Origin of the sequence: Burkholderia mycopellens, assembly GCF_964265025.1 — a bacterium.
In the GTDB taxonomy this organism is placed as follows: domain Bacteria; phylum Pseudomonadota; class Gammaproteobacteria; order Burkholderiales; family Burkholderiaceae; genus Burkholderia.
The window spans coordinates 1782598-1801803 of sequence record NZ_OZ183803.1 but is presented as its reverse complement, the minus strand read 5'-3'; the positions used below and the strand labels follow the sequence as shown (position 1 = coordinate 1801803).

The 19206-nt window shown below is 68.2% G+C and carries 14 protein-coding genes; 5 read left to right on the top strand and 9 right to left on the bottom strand.

Annotated elements, in window-relative coordinates; genetic code table 11:
• Positions 1-4: 4 nt before the first annotated feature.
• The 3 genes from ACPTTC_RS26370 to ACPTTC_RS26360 form a co-directional block, all read right to left on the bottom strand.
• Positions 5-1234, bottom strand: coding sequence for an efflux RND transporter periplasmic adaptor subunit (locus tag ACPTTC_RS26370; protein WP_423394553.1), 1230 nt, complete (start codon positions 1232-1234; stop codon positions 5-7).
• Positions 1235-1270: 36 nt separating this feature from the next.
• On the bottom strand, positions 1271-4438 hold the full coding sequence (locus ACPTTC_RS26365) for an efflux RND transporter permease subunit (protein WP_423394552.1): 3168 nt from the start codon (positions 4436-4438) through the stop codon (positions 1271-1273).
• A gap of 228 nt (positions 4439-4666) precedes the next feature.
• On the bottom strand, positions 4667-5422 hold the full coding sequence (locus ACPTTC_RS26360) for a Crp/Fnr family transcriptional regulator (protein ID WP_175950401.1): 756 nt from the start codon (positions 5420-5422) through the stop codon (positions 4667-4669).
• Positions 5423-5590: 168 nt separating this feature from the next.
• On the opposite strand from ACPTTC_RS26360, the gene ACPTTC_RS26355 reads away from it, so the two are divergent.
• Positions 5591-7246 carry an acyl-CoA synthetase gene (locus tag ACPTTC_RS26355; RefSeq protein WP_423394551.1) on the top strand — a complete coding sequence of 552 codons (1656 nt, stop codon included), beginning with the start codon at positions 5591-5593 and terminating at the stop codon, positions 7244-7246.
• Positions 7247-7282: 36 nt separating this feature from the next.
• Here ACPTTC_RS26355 and ACPTTC_RS26350 read toward each other — a convergent pair whose 3' ends face one another.
• From ACPTTC_RS26350 to ACPTTC_RS26335, 4 genes are all read right to left on the bottom strand, one after another.
• Positions 7283-9265, bottom strand: a complete 1983-nt coding sequence (locus ACPTTC_RS26350) for a methyl-accepting chemotaxis protein (RefSeq protein WP_423394550.1) — start codon at positions 9263-9265, stop codon at positions 7283-7285.
• Positions 9266-9423: 158 nt separating this feature from the next.
• Positions 9424-9855 (bottom strand): YqaA family protein, encoded by a 432-nt coding sequence (locus ACPTTC_RS26345; protein WP_423394549.1) that lies wholly within the window; start codon positions 9853-9855, stop codon positions 9424-9426.
• Positions 9856-9909: 54 nt separating this feature from the next.
• Positions 9910-11085, bottom strand: a complete 1176-nt coding sequence (gene kch, locus ACPTTC_RS26340) for a voltage-gated potassium channel protein (RefSeq protein WP_423394548.1) — start codon at positions 11083-11085, stop codon at positions 9910-9912.
• A gap of 122 nt (positions 11086-11207) precedes the next feature.
• Positions 11208-11855 (bottom strand): LysE family translocator, encoded by a 648-nt coding sequence (locus ACPTTC_RS26335; protein ID WP_423394547.1) that lies wholly within the window; start codon positions 11853-11855, stop codon positions 11208-11210.
• Positions 11856-12140: 285 nt separating this feature from the next.
• Between ACPTTC_RS26335 and ACPTTC_RS26330 the strand changes: the two genes are divergently transcribed.
• Positions 12141-12626: an Lrp/AsnC family transcriptional regulator gene (locus ACPTTC_RS26330; protein WP_175968407.1), complete on the top strand. Its 486-nt coding sequence runs from the start codon at positions 12141-12143 to the stop codon at positions 12624-12626.
• A gap of 435 nt (positions 12627-13061) precedes the next feature.
• On the opposite strand, the gene ACPTTC_RS26325 is transcribed toward ACPTTC_RS26330, so the two are convergent.
• Complete coding sequence (locus ACPTTC_RS26325) at positions 13062-13205, bottom strand: hypothetical protein (protein ID WP_423394546.1); 144 nt, start codon at positions 13203-13205, stop codon at positions 13062-13064.
• A 254-nt stretch (positions 13206-13459) separates the two neighbouring features.
• On the bottom strand, positions 13460-15109 hold the full coding sequence (locus tag ACPTTC_RS26320) for an IclR family transcriptional regulator (protein WP_423394545.1): 1650 nt from the start codon (positions 15107-15109) through the stop codon (positions 13460-13462).
• Positions 15110-15286: 177 nt separating this feature from the next.
• On the opposite strand from ACPTTC_RS26320, the gene ACPTTC_RS26315 reads away from it, so the two are divergent.
• From ACPTTC_RS26315 to ACPTTC_RS26305, 3 genes are all read left to right on the top strand, one after another.
• Positions 15287-16246: an MBL fold metallo-hydrolase gene (locus ACPTTC_RS26315; protein WP_089427583.1), complete on the top strand. Its 960-nt coding sequence runs from the start codon at positions 15287-15289 to the stop codon at positions 16244-16246.
• 179 nt (positions 16247-16425) lie between these two features.
• Positions 16426-17769, top strand: coding sequence for an MFS transporter (locus tag ACPTTC_RS26310; RefSeq protein WP_423394544.1), 1344 nt, complete (start codon positions 16426-16428; stop codon positions 17767-17769).
• Between the two features lie 87 nt (positions 17770-17856).
• Positions 17857-19197, top strand: coding sequence for an MFS transporter (locus tag ACPTTC_RS26305; RefSeq protein WP_423394543.1), 1341 nt, complete (start codon positions 17857-17859; stop codon positions 19195-19197).
• Positions 19198-19206 lie beyond the last annotated feature (9 nt).

The window sequence follows — 19206 nt, the reverse complement described above, 5'->3', positions numbered from 1 at the left end:
GCGATCACGACTTCGCCTCCGCGGCGCCGGATGCCGGTTTCGCGGCCGGCGCCGCGACGATCACGTGGTCGCCGTTTGCGAGCGCGTCGCTCGGGTTCGTGACGAGGCGGTCATTCGGCGTGAGCGGGCCGTCGACTTCGAGCGTCTGCCCGATCGTGCGCACGACCGTCACCTGTTTCAGGCGCACCTGGCCATTCGCGTCGACGGTCGCGACCGTCGGGCCTTCGGCGCGGAACAGCAACGTATTGGCCGGCACCTGCAGGCGGCCGACCGGCGTCATCGGCAAGGTGGCCTGCACATACGCGCCGGGCAGCAGCCTGCCGTCCGGGTTCGGCAGCGTGATCTCGATCTGCAGCGAGCGCGTCGCGACGTCGATCGCCTCCGACGTGCGCGTGATCGTCCCGTCGAAGGTCCGGCCCGGCAGCTCGGCCTGCGCGACGCTCACGTGCTGGCCGACCTTGACCTGCTGCGCATACGCCTGCGGCACCTGCACGTAGAGGCGCAGCCGGTCGGCCTGCACGACCGTGAACAGCGAGCGGCCGGCGTTGCCGGAGCTGACGAGATCGCCCACGTCGACGTTGCGCTGCGTGACGATCCCGTCGATCGGCGCGACGATCCGCTGGAAGCCTTTCAGCTCGGTGAGGCGGCGCATGTTCGCATCGGCCGCGGCGAGGTTCGCGGTGCCCTGGTTGAACGCGCCTTGCCGGTCGTCGAGTTCCTGCTGCGAGACGGCATCGCGCTGGCGCAACTGCTGCGCACGGTCGAACGATGTCTTCGCGAGCGCGAGTGCGGCTTGCGCCTGCTGGCGCTGGGCGGTGGCTTGCGCGAGTTCCTGGTTCAGCTCGGGTGTGTCGAGTTCGGCGAGCAATTGCCCCTGCTTCACGTGCGCGCCGATGTCGGCCTGCCAGCGCAGCACGTAGCCGCTCGCGCGGGCATAGATCGGCGCCTCGACGAAGCCGCGCAGCGTGCCGGGCAACGTCAGCTTGCCGCCGGTGGCCGCATCGACCGGATGCGCAATGCTCACGTACTGGCGCGTGTTCTGCTCGGCAACCGCGTCGAGCCGGTTGCGGTTCAGCACGTTGACGACCACCGTGCGCGCGGCGCCGGCGGCCAGCAGCACGCCGATCACGATCAGGACGATCTTCCCGCGTCGCGACACCGACGTGCGCGTCGGCAGGTGCATGCCGCGTTCGTCCACCTGGATGCCGACGGAGCTGTGATGTTTCTCTTCCATGAATTCAACCAAATCAACCGGGTAGTGGGACGAAAGTCAGTGTCCGGCCTGGCGTGCACGCCGGCGGGCCAGCCGCGCATGCACGCCGCCGAACACGAGCGGCACGAACAGCAAGGTCGAAACGGTCGCGAACAGCAGCCCGCCGATCACCGCGCGGCCGAGCGGCGCATTCTGCTCGGCGCCTTCGCCGAGACCGAGCGCCATCGGCACCATCCCGATGATCATCGCGAGCGCCGTCATCAGCACCGGCCGGATCCGCGTCGCGCCTGCTTCCAGCGCGGCCGTGAGCGGCGGCGCGCCGGCCTCGAGGCGCTGCCGCGCGAACGACACGACCAGGATGCTGTTCGCGGTCGCGACACCCACCGTCATGATCGCGCCCGTCAGTGCCGGTACGCTCAGGTGCGTGCCGGTGATGAACAGCATCCACACGATGCCGGCGAGCGCGGCCGGCATCGCGCTGATGATGATCAGCGGGTCGAGCCACGACTGGAAATTGACGACGATCAGCAGGTAGACGAGCACGATCGCCATCGCGACGCCCGCGCCGAGGCCGAGATACGACGTGCGCATCGTCTCGACCTGGCCGCGCATCGTCAGCTCGGTGCCGCGCGGCAGCGTCGCGCGCGCGTCGGACACGATGCGGTCGATCTCGCCCGCGACCGCGCCGAGGTCGCGGCCTTCGACGCTGACGTACACGTCGATCGCCGGGCGGATGTTGTAGTGCGTGATCACGGCCGGGTTCGCGGTGCTGCGCACCTGCACGAGGTTGCCGAGCAGTTGCAGCGGCATGCCCGTGCGGCCGCTCGCCGAGATCGGCGTGCCGAGCAGGTCGTCGACCGACGAGATGCTGTATTGCGGGGTCTGGATCTGCAGCGGGTACTGGACACCGGTGCGCGGGTTGATCCAGAACGACGGCGTCGTCTGCGAACTGCCGGACAGCGAGATCAGCATGTTCTGCGCGACGTTCTGCGCGGAGAGGTTGAGCTGCTGCATGCGCGTACGGTCCATGTCGGCCAGCAGGGTCGGCTCGTTGTTGCGTTGCAGCACGTGCACGTCGACGGCGCCGGGGATTTGCCTGAACTTTTTCATCAGGCTGCTCGCGATAGTCATGTTACTCGCGAGATCGTTGCCGAGCACCTGCAGGTCGATCGCGGCCGGTTGGCCGAAGTTGAGGATCTGCGTGATGATGTCCGACGGCTGGAAGAAAAACTCGACGCCCGGGAAACGCTCGGGCAGCACCGTGCGCAGCGCCTGCACGTAGTGCTGGGTCGCGCGGTGGCCGGGCTTCAGCGCGATCAGCAGCTCGCCGTCGAGCGTGCCGATCGTGCCCGCGTTGCTGTACGACAGGTTGATGCCGCTCGCCGGCAGGCCGAGGTTGTCGACGATCGCGCCGAGTTCGTCGGGCGGCACGGTTTCGCGGATCACGCGTTCGACCTGGTCGGCGAGGCGCGCGGTTTCCTCGATCCGGTAGCCGGTCGGCGCGCGCATGTGCAGCCGGATGTTGCCCGAATCGGCATTCGGGAAGAAATCGCGGCCGAGCACGAACACGAGGCCCGTCGACAGCACGCAGAAGCCGAGGAAGCACATCGCGTAGAAGCGGCGGCGCACCAGCAGGATGCTGAGCAGCACGATGTACCACGCGCGCAGCCGCTCGAACGCATCGTTGAACGCGTGATGGATGCGTGCGAAGCGCGACGTCGCGTGATCGGGGCCGGTGCTCGCCTGCTGCGGGCGGAACAGCAGCATCGCGAGCGTCGGCACCAGCGTGCGCGACAGCACGTACGACGCGAGCATCGCGAACACGACGGCTTCCGCGAGCGGCACGAACAGGTAGCGCGCGACGCCCGTCAGGAAGAACATCGGCACGAACACGATGCAGATGCACAGCGTCGACACGAACGCGGGCACCGCGATCTCGCCGGCGCCCTCGAGGATCGCGTCGTGCAGGTCGGTACCGAGATGCAGGTGCCGCTCGATGTTCTCGATCGTGACGGTCGCATCGTCCACCAGAATCCCGACCGCGAGCGCGAGCCCGCCGAGCGTCATGATGTTGATGGTCTCGCCGAGCGCGGACAGCGCGATCAGCGACGTGAAGATCGACAGCGGGATCGAGATCGCGATGATCAGCGTGCTGCGCCAGTTGCCGAGGAACAGCAGGATCATCATCGCGGTCAGCACGGCGGCGATCAGCGCCTCGTGGATCACGCCCTGGACGGCCGCGTTGACGAACACCGACTGGTCGAACAGCGGCGTGATCGTGAGCCCTTCGGGCAGCGTCGGGATCACCTTCGGCAGCAGCGCCTTCAGGTCCGACACGACCTTGAGCGTCGACGCATCGCCGCTTTTCAGGATCGAGATGAGCACGCCGCGCTGGCCGTTCTGGCGCACGACGTTGGTCTGCGGCGCGAAGCCGTCGCGGACCGACGCCACCTCGCGCAGGTAGGTCGTCGCGCCGTTGACGGTCTGGACCGGCAGGTTGTTGATGTCGGCGATGGTGTCGGCCGACGCGTTCGTGTCGATCCGGTATTCGGTCTGGCCCATCTTCGCGGTGCCGGTCGGCAGCACGAGGTTCTGCGTGTTCACCGCGTTGACGATGTCGGCGGGCGTGAGCCCCTTCGCGAGCAGCGCCTGCGGATCGAGGTCGATCGCGACCACGCGTGTGCGGCCGCCGTACGGGAACGGAATCTGCACGCCCGGCACCGTGATCAGCTGCGGGCGCAGGAAGTTGAGCGCGATGTCGGCGAGCGACTGTTCGCTGAGCGTCTTGCTCGACAGCCCGAGCTGGATCACCGGAATGCTCGACGCCGAGTAGGTGATCACGAGCGGCGGCGTCGCGCCCTGCGGCATCTGCCGCACGATCGCCTGCGCGGACGAGACCGTCTGCGCGATCGCCGTCTGCACGTTCGCGCCCGGTTGCAGGAACACCTTCACGACCGCGATGCCCGGCAGCGACGTCGATTCGACGTGCTGGATGTTGTTGACGGTCGTCGTCAGGATCCGCTCATGCACGGACGTGATGCGGTTCGTCATCTCGGTCGCGGAGAAGCCGCTGTAATTCCAGATGACGCTGATCACGGGAATGTTGATCGCGGGCAGCACGTCGACCGGCGTGCGCATCAGCGCAAGCGGGGTGGCCAGCACGATCATGATGGCCATGACGATGAACGTGTAGGGGCGCCTGAGCGCGAGATTGACGATCCACATGGAGGCGGCGGGACAGGCGGTGATCAGGCGTGGGTAAATGGAACCCGAATGATAGGCGTCGGCGTGGAACGGGTTACTGTCGCGAAACTGGCGGAATTGTCAGTTTGGGGCGCGGCGGTCGATTGCCGATTCGGCAGACGAAACGCGGCGCGGCGCGACGGCCGGAAAACGGCCGCGATACCGGACGGGCGAGCGGCGTCGGCGGCGATCCCGTTCATCGGTCCGCGCTCAGATCTGCTCGATCCCGACGCGCGCGAGCGCACCGAGATCGACGACGTCGATCTGGTTGTACGCGAGCCGCAGCGCGCCGAGCTTCTCGAGCTGCTGCAGCGCCTGGTTGATCCGCTGCCGCGATACGCCGACGAGCATTCCCAGTTCCTCTTGCGAGATCGACAGCGACGGGCCGGTGTCCGGGTACAGGTCGGGGTTGAAAAGCTGCGCGAGCGACTGCGCGACGCGTGCGTCGACGTCCAGCAGCCGGCTGTTCTGGATCGACGCGATGAATTCGCCCATCCGGTTGTTCAACTGGTGGATCACGAAGCGCGTGAACGGCAGGCTCGTGTCGAGCAGCGCATGGAACGTGTCGGCCGGCACGAACAGCACGGTCGAGCGCTGGATCGCGACGACCTCGTACTTGCGCAGCTCGCGCTTGATCACGCTGCCTTCGCCGAACCAGCCGCCCGACGGCACGCCGGAGAACGTGCAGCCGCGCCCCGACGCATTGAAGATGGCGAGCTTCAGCAGCCCGCGGTGCACGCCGATCCAGTATTCGGACGGCGCGAGCCGATGGGCGATCACGTCGCCGGCCTCGCACTGCTCGACGTGCGACTGCGCGAGCACGAGCGCCTGGTGCTCGGGCGCGAGCGTGCGGAACCACGCGCACTGGCCGAACAGCGTGGCGAGCGCCGGCAGCCGGCCCGGTTCGGGAAGGGCATCGGCCGGGTCGGCGGGCGCGTCGGGCGGTGCGGCGAGTGGGTCGTGCATGGTTGCGGGTTTGCGAGGATAGGGATAACGCGCAGCGCGTGACGGGCACTCTGTCGTTTCGATGACAGACGGCTCACAATAGCGCCCGTTAGGCTGTCGGCAATTGAACCACATCAAAACGATTCGGGGTGGATGCGCCTCGGTCGACAGGACACGGGAGACAGGATCATGACGCAGATGTTCGAGGCCGGACTCGGCCGCCGCGACGCGAATTACGTGCCGCTCACCCCGATCGACTTCCTGGTCAGGACGGCCGAAGTCTACGGCGAGCGCCTCGCGATCGTGCACGGCGACGTGCGGCGCACCTGGGGCGAGACCTACACGCGCGCGAAGCAACTGGCGAGCGCGCTCGCGCGGCTCGGCGTCGAACGCGGCGACACGGTCGCGGCGATGCTGCCGAACATCCCGGCGATGGTCGAGGCGCACTTCGGCGTGCCGATGGCCGGCGCCGTGCTGAACACGATCAACACGCGGCTCGACGTGTCGTCGGTGCTGTTCATGCTGCGTCATGGCGAGGCGAAGGTGCTGATCGTCGACACCGAATACGCCGAGTTCGCCCATCGCGCGGCGCTCGAGGTGCCGGGCCTGAAGATCGTCAGCGTGGCCGACGCGATGCCGACCGATCCCGCGCGCTTCGCGGGCGCGACCGACTACGAGGCGCTCGTCGCAAGCGGCGACGCCGACTACGCATGGACGCCGCCCGCCGACGAATGGGATGCGATCGCGCTGAACTACACGTCCGGCACGACCGGCGACCCGAAGGGCGTGGTCTACCACCATCGCGGCGCGTATCTCGCGGCGATCAGCAACCTCCTCGAATGGGACATGCCGAAGCATGCCGTCTACCTGTGGACGCTGCCGATGTTCCACTGCAACGGCTGGTGTTTCCCGTGGGCCGTCGCGGCGCGCGCGGGCGTGAACGTCTGCCTGCGCAAGTTCGACGCGAAGACGGTGTTCGACCTGATCCGCCGCGAACGCATCACGCACTATTGCGGCGCGCCGATCGTACAGAGCGCGATCGCGAACGCGCCGGCCGAGTTCCGCGAAGGGATCGACCACACGGTGCACGCGATGGTCGCGGGCGCGGCGCCCGCGCCGGCCGTGATCGCGAAGATGAAGGAAATCGGCTTCGACTTGTTGCACGTGTACGGGCTGACCGAGGTCTACGGGCCAGCGACCGTGTGCGCGAAGCAGTCGCGGTGGGAGGCGTTGGGCGACGAGGAGCGCGCGCGGCTCAATGCGCGCCAGGGCGTGCGCTATCACCTGGAAGCGGGCGCGACGGTGCTCGATCCCGACACGATGGCGCCGGTGCCGGCCGACGGCGAGACGCTCGGCGAGATCATGTTCCGCGGCAACATCTGCATGAAGGGCTACCTGAAGAACCCGAAGGCGACCGACGAGGCGTTTCACGGCGGGTGGTTCCATACCGGCGATCTCGCCGTGCTGATGCCGGACGGCTACATCCGGATCAAGGACCGCAAGAAGGACATCATCATCTCGGGCGGCGAGAACATCTCGAGCATCGAGGTCGAGGATGCGCTGTACCGGCACCCGGCGGTGGCGGTCGCGGCCGTGGTCGCGATGCCCGACCCGAAGTGGGGCGAGGTGCCGTGCGCGTTCGTCGAGCTGCGCGAAGGCGCGAGCGCGACCGAGGAGGAGATCGTCGCGCATTGCAAGGCGCTGCTCGCGGGCTTCAAGGTGCCGAAGGCCGTGCGGTTCGGCGAGCTGCCGAAGACATCGACCGGGAAGATCCAGAAGTTCCAGCTGCGCAATGCGGTGGGATCGGACAAGGCGATCGACCTGGCGGGCGGCGACAAGAAGTAGGCGATGCGCCGGCCGTAGCCGGCCATCCGTTCCCCGTCACGCATTCCGTTCGAGCCGGAACACGCTGACCGCGTCCGACAGGTGCGCGGCCTGGTCGCGCAGCGCGACGGCCGCGCGTTCGGCGCCCGAGATCAGCAACGCGTTCTGCTGGGTCGCGTCGCCGATCTGCGTGACGGCCAGGTTCACCTGCTCGATACCGGTCGATTGTTCGCGCGACGCGGCGCTGATCTCGCCGATCAGCGTGCGGACCTGGTCGACTCGCGCGACGATGTCGCGCATCGTGCCGCGTGCGGCCTCCGCGATCCGGTAGCCCTGTTCGACGGTCGTCGACGATTCGGCGCTCAGCGCGTCGATCTCCTTGACCGCGGCCGCGCTGCGCTGAGCGAGCGCGCGCACTTCGGCCGCGACCACCGCGAAGCCCTTGCCGTGTTCGCCCGCGCGCGCGGCCTCGACGGCCGCGTTCAGCGCCAGGATGTTGGTCTGGAACGCGATCCCTTCGATCGTGCCCGTGATCTCGGCGATCCGGCGTGTCGCGCGGCCGATGTCGTCCATCGTCGCGACCACGCGCTGCACCGCGGCGTCGCCGTTCGTCGCGGCGGCCGATGCGTCCGCGACCAGCGCGTTGGCTTGCGCCGCGTGCTCGGCACTCTGCTGCACGGCGGCGGTGATCTGTTCCATGCTGGCGGCCGTCTGTTCGACGCTGCTCGCTTGCGTCGCGATCCGCGCGGCGATGTCGCCGCTGCCGGCCGCGATGTCGACCGTGCCGCGCGCGATGTCGGCGGAGCTGTTGCGCACCTGCGCGACGATCCGCGCGAGGCCGTCGCCGATCCCGTCGACCGCCTGCACGAGCCGGCCGATCTCGTCGTCGCCCGGCTTGCCGCGCGTGGCCGCGCCATCGCGGATGCGCACGCTGAGATCGCCCGCCGCATAGCGCTCGGACGCCCGTGCCGCCGCATCGAGCGGCCGGCTCACGACGCGGCGCACCACGATGACGAACAGCGTCGCGAACGCCGCCACGAGCACGGCGCCGATCATCAGGAAGCGGTTGCGGGTGGCGCGCATGGTGGCCAGCAGTTCGTCGTCGAGCGCGATGCCGCCGACGAGCCACTGCCACTGCGGAATCGTCGTGAACGATACGAATTTTGCGGTCGGCCCGCTGTCGTGCGCGGCCGGGTCGGTCGACGTGTACGCGAGCCGCCCCTGGCCGGCCGCGAGCATCTGCGCGTACGGCGCGCGGGTCTCGTCGGCAGGCTGGCCGTCGGCATCCGGATGCACGACGAAGGTGCCGCGCGACGGCCCCTGTGATGCATCGAGCACGAAGTAGTAGCCGTTGTCGCCGATCTTCAGCGACCGGATGCCGTCCTCGACGAGCTTGAGCTCGGCGCCGATGTCGAGGCCGACGAACAGCGCGCCGATCACGCGGCCGGTCGCATCGGTCACCGGCTTGTACTGCGTGATGTACGGCCGGCCGAACAGCTTCGCGAGGCCCGTGTAGCTGCGTCCGGCGACGAGCGGTGCGTACGCGGGGCCGGCACGGTCGAGCCTGGTGCCGACGGCGCGCGCGCCGTCCTGCTTCTTCAGCGACGTCGTGATGCGCACGAAATCGTCGCCGTCGCGCGCGAAGATCGTCGCGATCGCACCGCTTTTCTTCAGGAACTGGTCGGGGATCGAATAGTCGAGGTCGAGCGGCTGGCCGCCCGCGGACAGGGTTGGCGCGGCGACGCCGCCGATGTCGACGGTGCGCGCCGGGTCGAGCGTGAAATCAGGCGGCAGGAAGCTCGCGAACAGCGACATCGAGCGGTTGGCTTCGGCCGACAGCGCCTTGTCGAACAGGTCGACCATCGCGCGGATCGACTGTTCCTTGTCGACGATCCGCATGTGGGCTTCTTCAGCCAGCTGCTGGCCGGCGAAATGCGCGAGCGTCCACGCGAAAACGGTAAACAGCAGGGCGACGAGCGCGCACGCCAGCGCCGCAAGACGCGCGCCGACGCTCACCCGGCCCGATTGAGTCAATCTCATGCGACATCCTGAGTGGGGAGGGAGAGGAGGCGGAACGCACGCGTCACCGCTAGTTGCCCGGTTAATACGGCAACTTCGGCGAAATCTTTAGCGGCGCGCCGTCGATGGCGGCGCCGGCAGGTGCGGCCGTCGCACGGGGCTGCGGCGAGAAGCGGGTGTCAATGCGTCATGAGCCACGCGACGGCCAGATAACGGCCGACTTTCGCGATCGTCACGATGACGAGAAAGGTCGGCAGCGGCTCGCGCAGCACACCCGCGATCATCGTCAGCGGATCGCCGATCACGGGCGCCCAGCTCAGCAGCAGCGACCAGCGACCGTAGCGCGCGTACCAGCGTTCGGCGCGCGCGAGCGCGGCGGGCTTGACGGGAAACCAGCGGCGCTCGCGGAAGTGCTCGATGCCGCGCCCGAGCGCCCAGTTGATCACGGAGCCGGCGACGTTGCCGATGCTCGCGACGAGCACCAGCGCCCACACGGGTTCGCGCCCGGCGAGCAGCAGGCCGGCGAGCACGGCTTCGGACTGGAGCGGCAACAGGGTCGCGGCGACCATCGACACGGCGAACAGGCCGCCGTAAGTGAGTAATTCGGACATCGCGCGATTGTAGCGGGCGCGCGCCGGCCGAACCGGGGCACGGGGGTCACACGGTCATGCGGCGTCGGCCGTGCCGAACAGCAGGTGCGAGATCACCGACTTGTCGACGGGTTCGTCGTTGAGCGTGCTGGCCAGCAGTTCGCCGGCGAGCTGCTGCGGCGAAAACACCATGTCGGGTTTCAGCAGGCGCAGCCGTTCGAGGTTGCGCTGGTGGTTCACGAGCGCAACGGTGCGCACCGTTGCTGCGATCTCGCGGATCGCGAGGATGATGAAGGCGTTCTCGGCGTCGTCGGAGCGCAGCGCGAGCACCGCACGCGCGGTCGCCGCGCCGGCGCTTTCCAGGACCGCGTGGTCGGTTGCATCGCCGACGATCAGGTCGGTCGTTGCCGGATAGTTGTGCTCGACGCCGGCCGGCACGACGACGGTCACCGCGTAGCCGCGCTTGCGCAGCCCGTCGTGCACCGCATGCGCGACGGGGGTCGCGCCGACGATCAGGTAATGATGCTTGCGGATCACGTTCGAAATGCCTCCCTTGACGATTCGTTTCAGATTGCCGCCGATCACGGGGCCGACGACCGCGCTGATCGACGTCGCGAACACCGTGATGCCGAGCACGATCACCGACGCGGTGAACAGGCGCGCGGTCGGCGCGTGCGGAACGATGTCGCCGTAACCCACCGTCGACATCGATACGATCGAGAAATAGACGGCCGTGGCGAGATCGTGGACGGGCGGCGTGAATTGGTCGCCGAGATACAGCACGCCGAAGGTCGCGTAGATCAGCAGCGATACGATGCTCAGCAACGCGAACAGGCTGCTCGCGGCAACGCTCGCACGGTCGAAGTGCCGCCAGTAGTACAGCAGCGCGACGGCCAGCACGGCCGTGTAGACGAACACGGCGTGGCTGCGATAGCCGCCGAGCACGCTGATCGCGGCGGCGGCGACCAGCAGCAGGATCGACAGCACCCACGCGACGCGGGCGCGCAGCACGATGCCGATGGCCATCGTCGCGAGGCCGGCCGCAACGACCACTTGCGGCAACACGACGAGCCCGGCGTTGTCGACGAGGTTCAGCGCATCGGCGAGCCACGCGTGATGCGCGCCGAGCTTTGCGTGCTCGACGACGGGGCGCAGCACCATGAGCGCGTCGAGCGCGAGGAGGAGAGCGAGATACCAGTGCAGGCCGATCGGCGCGAACACGCGCCGCAGGCGGGTAGTGAGGGGCTTCATCCAGTCGCCCGGCTGGCCGGGCATGTCCAACGAAACAGCCGCTACCCTAAAGCATTCGGCAATCGGCTGCTTTTTCGAGGGGCCTTGACGGCGGCCGCGAGGAAGCCGCCGCCCGGCCGTGTTCAGTTCCAGCCGACCATGATCGCGCCCATCCCGACGAGCAGCCCGCCCGTGACGCGGTTCATCGCGCGCATCCGCGCGGGCCGCTGCAGCGCGCGGCTCAGCCGGTGCGAGAACAGCGCCATCGACGCGACGCCGCCCGCGAACAGCACCGCGAACGTCGCCGCGAGCAGCAGGTACTGCTGGTTCAGGCTCCAGTCGGCGCTCGGGCTGAGGAACTGCGGAAAGAACGACGGGAAGAACAGCAGCGTCTTCGGATTCAGGCCGGAGGTCGCCAGGCCGCGCCAGAACAGCGCGCGGTGCGAGTCGGTGTCCGGCGGGGTTGCCCCGGCCGGCCCGATCGAGGCGGCGGGCGCGCCGGCCGGCGCACGGCTGAGCCATTGCTTGCAGCCGAGCCAGACGAGGTAGGCCGCGCCGGCCCAGCGCAGCACGGTCAGCGCGCGGTCGTCGAGATGCACGAGCGAATTCAGGCACAGCGCGGTCAGCGCGAGTTGCAGCAGCACGGCGAGCGTGCCACCCCAGACGCACGGCAGCGCGCGGCGCCAGCCGGCGCGTAGCGCCTGGTTCATGGTGAGGAGGTTGACGGGGCCGGGGGCGTAGACGAGAACGGCGGAGGCAGTGAGAAACGACAGGTAAAGCCTGAACGACATGACGGGTAGCGCGGGAACAGGAACATGGGCGCCGATGCCGCGCGGCCGGATAGGCGCGCGGGCGGCGGGGAGTTGCATGCCTGCTGGCCGGCGCCGCAACTCGTGATTGCGGCCGTGCGTCCCGGTGCGAAGGGGTTGTCGCGGGGAGCGTGCCGGACAGCAGGCATGGGTAAAAATATATCAAGGGGCCGGATTAAAAGGCTTCCGCTTTTCCACACAAACCGACACAAATCCGGAATGTCGTTCAGATAGAATCCCGCTTTTCAGTAGAAGATTCTTTCCGCCATGGCCACACGTGAACGCTCGCCGAAAACGCTCGACAGCCAGGATCGCAAAATCCTTGGTGCACTGCAGAAAAATGCGCGTCTGTCGAACGCCGAACTGGCCGAACAGATCGGCATGTCGACCACCGCGTGCTGGAACCGCACGCGGCAGCTCGAGATGGACGGCTACATCGACGGTTATGTTGCGCTCGTCAACCAGCGGAAGCTGGGCTACGCGGACATCGTGATCCTGGAGGTCACGCTCGATCGCCACGAGGACGACGCGCTCGCGCGCTTCGGCGAGGAACTCGCCGCACTGCCCGAGGTGCTCGAGGCCTATCTCGTATCGGGCGAGTACGACTACTGGATCAAGGTCGCGGTGGACGGCACGGCCGGCTACGAGCGTTTCCTGCGCGAAAAGCTGTACAAGATTTCGAGCATCCGTCACAGCCGCTCGATGTTCGCGCTGCGTTGCATGAAGGACGTGCCGTCGATTCAGGTGTTTTGAGAATGGGGACGAGCATGCGGCCGTGGGCGAAACGACGGCGCATGGGGTTGCGCGTTTGCGCGGAGAAAGCCGGCAAGCGAGCGAGGGGACGAGGCGTACGGCGCGATTCGGTACCTGGGCCGGCAACGCGGATGAATCTTCCGCCCGCGGCGATCCGGCGTACCTGCGTGCAGGCTGGATAACGGCTGCGGGCCGGGGCAACCGTCAGACAAAACCGCGCCGATGCCGATCGGCGCCGGCATCGGCTTTAAAGCAACTTCAGAACGACTTCGACGCGCTCCCGATACGGAGCGTGTTCAACAGGACTATCCGGCCCGTTTCCTGCGACTGGCCTTGCACGCCGTTGCCCGACGCAGCGGCCTCGTGGCGCGCGTCCGGGCAAGCGGATCAGGCAAGGCAACGTGCGGACGGCCTGCAGGCGGCCGGTCGTTCCGTTCAGCGCGGCAGGCGTGCGTGTGCTTCGGCGATGACCTCGCAGTTCTCGAGGTGGAGTGCCCATGCTTCTGCAATCAGCTCGCCCATACGTGCGAGCCAGCCAGCGGATTCGGTGGAACGGTCGGAGAGGTTAGACGTTTGCATGACGAAGCCCCTTATAGGTGGCGAGTTAGGGATAACCCTAATCATAGCGAAACGCCTCCGCTTTGTGAAATGCGATTTCGTTATATGAGAATTACTGACAATTCATGTTGCGGCTTCGCAACATGAATGTCGGCTGCCATATCGGCTGCCTGCGCGAGGCCGTGCCGGTGCGACAAGGCCGCGCCGGCACGGCCTCGCATGGGGCAACAGAGGGGATTCGAGCGGTGGGCGGCGATCGGTCGGCGGGCGGCGGCTTACCCGCCGATCCACCCGAACCGCCACGACAGCCGCCGCGTCGCGGCGAGCAACGCCTGCGCGAGGTCGCTGTCCGGCCCGCGCGGGAAGCCGCGCGACGAGCCGATGATCGCGATCACGAGCCGGATGCTGCCGGTGTGATCGAACACGGGTGCGGCGACTGTCCCGATGCCCGGCACCGGCGCGTCGAATGCGAAATCGAGTCCGGTCGCGCGGATCGTCGCGAGCCGAGCGCGGAACGCATCGTCGGCCGGCGCGGCGGCGGTGCCCGCGAGGCGCACGGGTTCGTCCGCGAGCAGGTCGGCCAGCACGTCGTCAGGCATGCCGGCCGCGAACACCCGTCCGATCGCCGTGTTGACGAGCGACATCACCGTGCCGACCTGCAGGCTCACGTGCTGCGGCCGCGCTGACTCCTCGAGTCGGATCACGGTCGGGCCGAGCGGCCCGAGCGTCGCGGCCGCGACGCTCATGTCGGTCGCGCCGGCCAGCGCGACGATCTCGGCTTCCGCGTCGCGCGTCGGCGACACGCGCTGCATCGCGATCAGGCCGAGCGCCTGCCCGAGCGGGCCGCCGCCGAAGCAGCCGGCGTCGTCGCGGCTCAGCAAGCCGATCTTCTGCAGGCTGACGAGATGAGGAAAGGCCTTCGCGGCCGGCATGCCGGCGGCCGCCGCGAGATCGCGCAGCGGCAGCGCGCGGCCAGCCGACACCAGCGCAAGCAGCAGCTCGCCGGTGCTGTCGAGCGCATGGATGCCGCGCTGCGCCTTCGCATCGTCCGCCAGGGCAGGCGGCACGCGCGGGGCGGCCGGGGCCGGGCCGGAAACCGGCGGGGGCGCGTCGTGCGCCGCGCCGAGCAAGGCGGTGGCCTGCCGTGCCGCGTCGCGCAATGCCGCCGCGATCGGGCCGTCCCAGTCGACGTCGATCGAGCCCGTCGAACCGATCACCGTCAACGCGAGCTGCAGCGTGCCCGTCGCGTCGAACACCGGCACGCACATCGCGCTGACGCCGGGGCTCGGCAGGTCGACGCCGCGCTCGATACCGCGGGCGCGGATTGCATCGAGTTCGGCCCGCGGCACGCCGGCCTCCGGCACGGGCTGCTCCGCGCCCGCGAGCGTGGCGCCCGCGCCGGCCTGGCTGGCCGCCATCGCGTCGAGTTGCGCGGGATCGCCGAACGCGCGGAACACGCGGCCGGTGGCGGTGGTGTCGAGCGACATCACCGAACCGACGTGCAGGTTCACGTGCAGCGGATAGCCGCCGTGCTCGATACGCACGATCGTGGGCCCGAGCACGCCCGGCACCGACAGCGCGACGCTCAGGCCGACCGCTTCCGCGAGTCGCGCCGCGTGCGGCAGCGCCGCGCGATAGGCTGGCTGGCGCTCGATCGACATCAGCCCGAGCCGCAGCGACAACGGCCCCGGCTCGTAATTGCCGGTGATCGCATCGCGCTTCACGAGCGCAAGCCGCGTCAGGCTGACGAGATAGGTGTGCGCCTGCGCGGTCGACAGGTCGGCCGCCGCGGCCAGCTCGGACAGGCCGAGCGGCTTGCGCCGGCGCGCGAGCGCGTCGAGCAGCCGGCCGCCGACCTCGACACTCTGGATCCCGCGCTGCGCCTTGGGCGGCGCGTCGTCTGCGCTGACTTCGTGGTTCTGCACGCGATGAATCTTCCGTTGACGAAACCCCGCATGGTATCCGACGCCATTTATCGCGCCAGCCCGCAGGTTTACCCGTATTAGACAATAGCAAGCGACTTTGTCATTGACAAATATTCGGCACGGGAAGATGATCCGCTCACTCCCCTCAACACATGGCTCGCAGCCACGGAACGCAACATGGCCAAAGCATTCGCCTCCCAAGCCGATCTGGAAGAGAAGAAAGTCACCTGGACGAAGCTGTCCGAGAACGCCTACGCGTACACCGCCGAAGGCGACCCGAACTCGGGTGTGATCATCGGCGACGACAGCGTGCTGATCGTCGACACGACCGCGACGCCGGCGATGGCCCAGGACCTGATCGCGAAGATCCGCAGCGTGACCGACAAGCCGATCAAGCACGTCGTGCTGTCGCACTACCACGCGGTGCGCGTGCTCGGCGCATCGGCGTATTTCGACGAAGGCGCGCAGCACGTGATCGCGAGCCGCGGCACCTACGAGATGATCGTCGAGCGCGGCGAGGCCGACATGAAGTCGGAGATCGAACGCTTCCCGCGCCTGTTCGCCGGTGTCGAGACGGTGCCGGGCCTGACCTGGCCGACGCTGGTGTTCGAGCGCGAGATCACGCTGTTCCTCGGCAAGCTCGAAGTGAAGATCATGCACGTCGGCTCGGGCCACACGAAGGGCGACACGATCGTCTGGATCCCGTCGCAGAAGGTGCTGTTCTCGGGCGACCTCGTCGAATACGACGCCGCGTGCTACTGCGGCGACGCCCAGCTCGAGCAATGGCCGGCCACGCTCGAGGCGCTGCGCGCGCTCGGCGCCGAGAAGCTCGTGCCGGGCCGCGGCCCCGCACTGCTGAACCCGGCCGACGTGAACAAGGGCCTCGACTACACGAAGGATTTCGTCACGACGCTGCTCGCACAGGGCCGCAAGGCCGTCGAGCAGAAGCTCGACCTGAAGGCGTCGATGGCGCTCACCCGCGAAGCAATGGACCCGAAGTTCGGCCACGTGTTCATCTACGAGCACTGTCTGCCGTTCGACGTGTCGCGTGCGTTCGACGAAGCGAGCGGCATCACGCATCCGCGCATCTGGACGGCGCAGCGCGACAAGGAAATGTGGGCCGCGCTGCAGGATTGAGCGGCTTGCACAGGCGGGGTGTCCGACAGGGCGCTCCGCCTTTTTTCTGACGCGGCGACTGGCCACGGCTTCCTGCCGCCTGTCCGTCCGCCGTATCCGTTCTCACAAGAAAGCAGGGCGCACGTACGCCCCGGGAGACGGCTGCGCGCTCGAATCGCGCAGCCTGTTTGGAGAGAGACATGCCTCAATCGCTTCCCGCCGAAGCGGCGCTCGCGCACGCGAGCGCTTCGGCTTCCGCCGCCACGAACGACGCGCTGCTGTTCCGCAAGATCGCGTGGCGAATCGTGCCGTTCCTGTTCCTCTGCTACGTCATCTCGTTTCTCGACCGTATCAACGTCGGCTTCGCGCAGTTGCAGATGAAGCACGATCTCGGCTTCAGCGATGCGATGTACGGCCTCGGCGCCGCGGTGTTCTACGTCGGCTACGTGTGCTGCGAAGTGCCGAGCAACCTGCTGCTCGCGCGCTTCGGCGCGCGCCGCACCTTCACGCGGATCATGCTGCTGTGGGGCATCGCGTCGACCGGGATGATGTTCGTGTCGCAGCCGTCGCATTTCTACGTGCTGCGCTTCTTGCTCGGCGTATTCGAAGCGGGGTTCTTTCCCGGCATCGTGCTGTACCTGACCTACTGGTTCCCCGCGAACCGGCGGGCGGCCGCGATCTCGGTGTTCTTCGCAGGCGTCGCGGTGGCCGGCGTGCTCGGCGGCCTGATGTCGGGCTGGATCATGCGCGACATGAGCGGCGTGCTCGGGATGCACGGCTGGCAGTGGATGTTCGCGATCGAAGGCGCGCCGGCGATCCTGCTTGCATTCGCCGCGTTCACGTTGCTGGTCGACCGGCCGCAGGACGCCACGTGGCTCACATCCGATGAAAAGGCGCAGGTTGCCGCGCTGTGCACCGACGGCTGCGGCCATGGCCACGCGCACGACGGGCGCAGCCTCGTGGCGGCACTCGCGAACCCGCGCGTGTACCTGTTCGCGTTCATCTATTTCTCACTCACCTGCGCGTCGCTGACGCTCAACTTCTGGATGCCGCTGATGATCCGCGACTTCGGCGTGACCGACGTCGTGGCCGTGAGCCTGTACACGGTCGTGCCGAATGCGGTCGGCGCGGTGGGGCTGGTCCTGATCGCGCGCCGTTCGGATCGCACCGGCGAGCGCCGCAGGCACTTCGCGTGCTGCACGATCGGCGGCGGGCTCGCGCTCGCGGCGCTGACGCTGCACCTGCACAGCTTCGCGGCGATGCTCGCGTGCCTGTCGGTCGCGGCGACGCTGATCTTCGCCGCGTTGCCGATCTTCTGGGCCGTGCCGACCCGCTACCTGTCGGGCAACGCGGCCGCGGCCGGGATCGCGCTGATCAGCAGCATCGGGATCACGAGCGGCATCGTCAGCCCGTGGGTGATCGGGATGATCCGTACGCGCACCGGCAGCATGGATCTCGCCGTGTATCTGCTGGCCGCGCTGCTGGTGGCGAGCGGTGTCGCGCTGATGCTCGGCGTGAAAGGCGAAGGCGCGCCGCGCGACTAGGCAGGCAACGGCCGGTCGCTGCTGGCGGGCGGCGGCGACCGGCACCCCGTATGGGACCCGCACCCGAATCCATCGAGGAGACGATCGATGTCAGCCCCTCTTCAAGCGGCCGCCGCGCGTGCCGTCGCGCCAGGTGTCGCATCAACGGACGACGATGCGCTGTACCGCCGCATCGGCGCGCGGATCGTGCCGTTCCTGTTCATCTGCTACATCGTGTCGATCCTCGATCGCAGCAACATCGGCTTCGCGCAGTTGCAGATGCGGCAGGACCTCGGCCTGACCGACGCGATGTACAGCCTCGGCGCGGTGCTGTTCTTCGTCGGCTACGTGCTGTTCGAGGTGCCGAGCAACGCGCTGCTGCGCCGCTTCGGTGCGCGCCGCACGTTTGCGCGGATCATGTTCCTGTGGGGCGCGGTGTCGGTCGCGATGATCACCGTCGACAGCGCGAAGCATTTCTACGTGCTGCGCTTCCTGCTCGGCGTATTCGAAGCGGGGTTCTTTCCGGGCGTGGTGTTCTACCTGACGTACTGGTATCCGGCGCGGCGGCGCGCGTCGGTGCTGTCGATCTTCTACGCGGGCGTCGCGGTGGCCGGGATGGTCGGCGGGCTGCTGTCGGGCTGGCTGATGCGCGGGATGTCGGGCGTGCTCGGGCTGCACGGCTGGCAATGGATGTTCGCGATCGAAGGCGCGCCCGCGATCGTGCTCGGCGTGATCGCGTGGTTCTGGCTGTGCGATCGACCCGAGCACGCGCGCTGGTTGTCCGACGCCGACCGCCAGCGGCTCGCGGCCGACCTGGCCGCCGACCGCGCCGGTGTCGATACGCCGGCGCCGCACTCGCTGCGCCAGGTGCTGGCCGAACCACGCACGTACCTGTTCGCATTCATCTATTTCTCGCTGACCACCGCGCTCCTGATGCTGTTGTTCTGGATGCCGCTGATGATTCGCGAATTCGGCATCCACGATGTCGTGCAGATCAGCCTGTTGTCGGTCGTCCCGAACGCGGTCGGCGCGGCCGGCCTGATCGCGATCGCGCGGCGCTCCGATCGCAAGCGCGAACGGCGCCGGCACTTCGCGGCATGCGCGTTCGGGGGGGCGGCGGCGCTCGCGCTGCTGACGCTGCACCTGCCGAGCATCGTCGCGATGATGGCGCTGCTGTCGGTCGCGGCGATGCTGATCTTTGCCGCGCATCCGGTGTTCTGGGCCGTGCCGTCCGCGTATTTCTCCGGTGCGGGCGCGGCAGGCGGGATCGCGCTGATCAGCAGCATCGGCGTATCGAGCGGCATGATCACGCCGTGGCTCGTCGGGCTGATCCGCACGAGAACCGGCAGCATGGATCCGGCGATGCTGATGATCGCGGCGCTGCTGGCCGCGTGCGCGGTCGCGATGCTGCTGGGCGTGCGGGCGGTGCCGCGTGAAGGGGCGGTGTGACGCGGGCGG

Coding starts and splice junctions, on each gene's coding strand:
- ACPTTC_RS26370 (WP_423394553.1), bottom strand. CDS start 1,234: ATGGAAGAGAAACATCACAGCTCCGTCGGCATCCAGGTGGACGAACGC.
- ACPTTC_RS26365 (WP_423394552.1), bottom strand. CDS start 4,438: ATGTGGATCGTCAATCTCGCGCTCAGGCGCCCCTACACGTTCATCGTC.
- ACPTTC_RS26360 (WP_175950401.1), bottom strand. CDS start 5,422: ATGCACGACCCACTCGCCGCACCGCCCGACGCGCCCGCCGACCCGGCC.
- ACPTTC_RS26355 (WP_423394551.1), top strand. CDS start 5,591: ATGACGCAGATGTTCGAGGCCGGACTCGGCCGCCGCGACGCGAATTAC.
- ACPTTC_RS26350 (WP_423394550.1), bottom strand. CDS start 9,265: ATGAGATTGACTCAATCGGGCCGGGTGAGCGTCGGCGCGCGTCTTGCG.
- ACPTTC_RS26345 (WP_423394549.1), bottom strand. CDS start 9,855: ATGTCCGAATTACTCACTTACGGCGGCCTGTTCGCCGTGTCGATGGTC.
- kch (WP_423394548.1), bottom strand. CDS start 11,085: ATGAAGCCCCTCACTACCCGCCTGCGGCGCGTGTTCGCGCCGATCGGC.
- ACPTTC_RS26335 (WP_423394547.1), bottom strand. CDS start 11,855: ATGTCGTTCAGGCTTTACCTGTCGTTTCTCACTGCCTCCGCCGTTCTC.
- ACPTTC_RS26330 (WP_175968407.1), top strand. CDS start 12,141: ATGGCCACACGTGAACGCTCGCCGAAAACGCTCGACAGCCAGGATCGC.
- ACPTTC_RS26325 (WP_423394546.1), bottom strand. CDS start 13,205: ATGCAAACGTCTAACCTCTCCGACCGTTCCACCGAATCCGCTGGCTGG.
- ACPTTC_RS26315 (WP_089427583.1), top strand. CDS start 15,287: ATGGCCAAAGCATTCGCCTCCCAAGCCGATCTGGAAGAGAAGAAAGTC.
- ACPTTC_RS26310 (WP_423394544.1), top strand. CDS start 16,426: ATGCCTCAATCGCTTCCCGCCGAAGCGGCGCTCGCGCACGCGAGCGCT.
- ACPTTC_RS26305 (WP_423394543.1), top strand. CDS start 17,857: ATGTCAGCCCCTCTTCAAGCGGCCGCCGCGCGTGCCGTCGCGCCAGGT.